This is a genomic window from Acidisphaera rubrifaciens HS-AP3 (genome assembly GCF_000964365.1).
Classification (GTDB): domain Bacteria; phylum Pseudomonadota; class Alphaproteobacteria; order Acetobacterales; family Acetobacteraceae; genus Acidisphaera; species Acidisphaera rubrifaciens.
This window is the reverse complement of the sequence record NZ_BANB01000275.1, coordinates 1-1,781: the sequence shown is the minus strand read 5'-3', so window position 1 is coordinate 1,781 and position 1,781 is coordinate 1. Positions and strand designations below refer to the sequence as shown.

The 1,781-nt window shown below is 73.9% G+C and carries 4 protein-coding genes; all 4 read left to right on the top strand.

Features of this window, described 5'->3' with window-relative positions; translation table 11 throughout:
- Positions 1-298, top strand: a 298-nt coding sequence (locus B8460_RS09190) for a type II secretion system F family protein (protein ID WP_048861296.1), incomplete at its 5' end; no start/stop codon positions are given.
- Complete coding sequence (locus B8460_RS09185) at positions 295-744, top strand: GspH/FimT family pseudopilin (protein WP_048861295.1); 450 nt, start codon at positions 295-297, stop codon at positions 742-744. The genes B8460_RS09190 and B8460_RS09185, both read left to right, overlap by 4 nt.
- A complete protein-coding gene (locus tag B8460_RS09180) occupies positions 734-1,147 on the top strand; it encodes a prepilin-type N-terminal cleavage/methylation domain-containing protein (RefSeq protein ID WP_048861294.1) in 414 nt (137 codons plus the stop codon). The genes B8460_RS09185 and B8460_RS09180 overlap by 11 nt, the downstream gene beginning before the upstream one ends.
- Positions 1,144-1,743, top strand: coding sequence for a PulJ/GspJ family protein (locus B8460_RS09175; RefSeq protein ID WP_048861293.1), 600 nt, complete (start codon positions 1,144-1,146; stop codon positions 1,741-1,743). The genes B8460_RS09180 and B8460_RS09175 overlap by 4 nt, the downstream gene beginning before the upstream one ends.
- Positions 1,744-1,781 lie beyond the last annotated feature (38 nt).

Sequence of the window (1,781 nt, the reverse complement as noted above, 5' to 3'; positions counted from 1 at the left end):
GGTCGATCGCGCGGCACAGGGCGCGCGCGGCGGCGCCGGGCTTGCCGCGAGCCTGGCGCAGGCGGCGGTGTTCCCGCTGCGCACGATCTACCTGCTGCGCCTCGGCGACGAGACGGCGCAGCTCGGCCCGATGGCACTGCGGGCGGCCGACATCCACGAGGAACAGGCGCGCATCGGCATCCAGCGGCTGGTGTCGCTGCTGGTGCCGGCGATCACCATCGTGATGGGCGCGGCGGTCGCGGGCATCGTGTCGTCGCTGCTGCTGGCGATGCTCAGCCTCAACGACCTCGCGCGATGACGGCACGGCGACAGGCGGGGTTCACGCTGCTGGAGATGATCGTCGTGCTGGTCATCGTGGGGCTGGTGCTCGGCCTCGTGCTGGCGCGCGGGCCGTGGCGCTCGCCGGGGCTGGAGGCGCGGGCGATCGCCGAGCGGATCGCCGGCGCGCTGCGGCTGGCGCGGGCGGAGGCGATCGCGGACGACCATGCGGTCTATCTCACCTATGACGCGGCGGCGAACGCGATGGCGGTGGACGGCGACAGCCCGTTCGTGCTGCCGCCGGAGACGGCGGTCGCGGTGCAGTCGGCCGACGGCGCGCCGCAGCGCACCCGCATCGCGCGCATCGGCTTCGCGCCCGACGGCAGTTCCACCGGCGGGCGGATCGTCTGCGCCCGCGGGGACCAGCGCATCGCGGTGGGCGTTGACTGGCTCACCGGCCGCGTGAGCGTCGCCGATGCGCGCTGACCAGCGCGGCTTCACGCTGCTGGAGGTGATGGTCGCCTTCGCCATCGCCGCGATCGCGCTCGCCGTGCTGTTCCGCGCGACCGTCAGCGGCCTCGGCATCACCGCGACCGCCGACCGCTACCAGGAGGCGGTGGCCCGCGCCCGCTCGCATCTGGCGGTCATCGGCCTCGGCAACACGCTGCGGCCGGGGGTGACGGAGGGCAGCGACCGCGGCGGCTATCACTGGCGCGTGCATGTCGCGCGCGTCGCCGTCACCACGTCGCCGCAGATCGCCGGCATCACGCTCAACGACGAGGGCGCGACGCTGTACCGTATCACCGTCACCGTCTCGTGGGACGACGGGAAGCGCGCGGTGACGCTGAGCAGCGCGCGGCTCGGCCGTGGCCGCGGGGGCACGGCATGATCGGGCGCGTTCCCGCCGCGCAGCGCGGCTTCACGCTGCTGGAGGTGATGGCCGCGCTGGCCGTCATGGGCATCCTGCTGGTCGCGCTGGCCGAGGGGAGCCGCTTCGGCTTCACCGCCTGGGGCACCAGCACGCGGCAGATCGCGGCGCATGAGGATCTCGACGCGGTCGATCGCGCCTTCCGCCGGATGGTCGCGCATATCGATCCCGGCACGCGCGACGAGGCCGTGACCTTCACAGGCGGCGCGCACGAGGTGGCGTTCACCACGCAGTTCCCGGCCGCGCCCGGACTGCTTGCCGCGCACCGCGTCGATGTCGGCATCGGCGTCGACCGCGCGCATCGCCTCGTGCTGCGCTGGCTGCCCGATCCGCACGCGGTGCGGCTGGTCGCGCCGCCGCCGCCGGCGGTGACCGTGCTGCTGGACGGCGTCGATCACGTCGATTTCGCCTATTGGCACAACGGCGCATGGGTCGCGCAGGACGTGGACACGACGCCGCCCGCGCTGGTGCGCATGCATGTCGTCTTCCGCAGCGGCGATCCCCGGCAATGGCCGGACATCGTCGCGGCGCCGGTGCGGGAGATGGCGGATGACTAGCGGCCTCGCCGATTTCGGCACGCTCGGCGCGCTGGCGC

Bases quoted from the DNA above. Each gene is read 5' to 3' on its own strand.
- B8460_RS09185 (WP_048861295.1), top strand. From the start codon at position 295: ATGACGGCACGGCGACAGGCGGGGTTCACGCTGCTGGAGATGATCGTC.
- B8460_RS09180 (WP_048861294.1), top strand. From the start codon at position 734: ATGCGCGCTGACCAGCGCGGCTTCACGCTGCTGGAGGTGATGGTCGCC.
- B8460_RS09175 (WP_048861293.1), top strand. From the start codon at position 1,144: ATGATCGGGCGCGTTCCCGCCGCGCAGCGCGGCTTCACGCTGCTGGAG.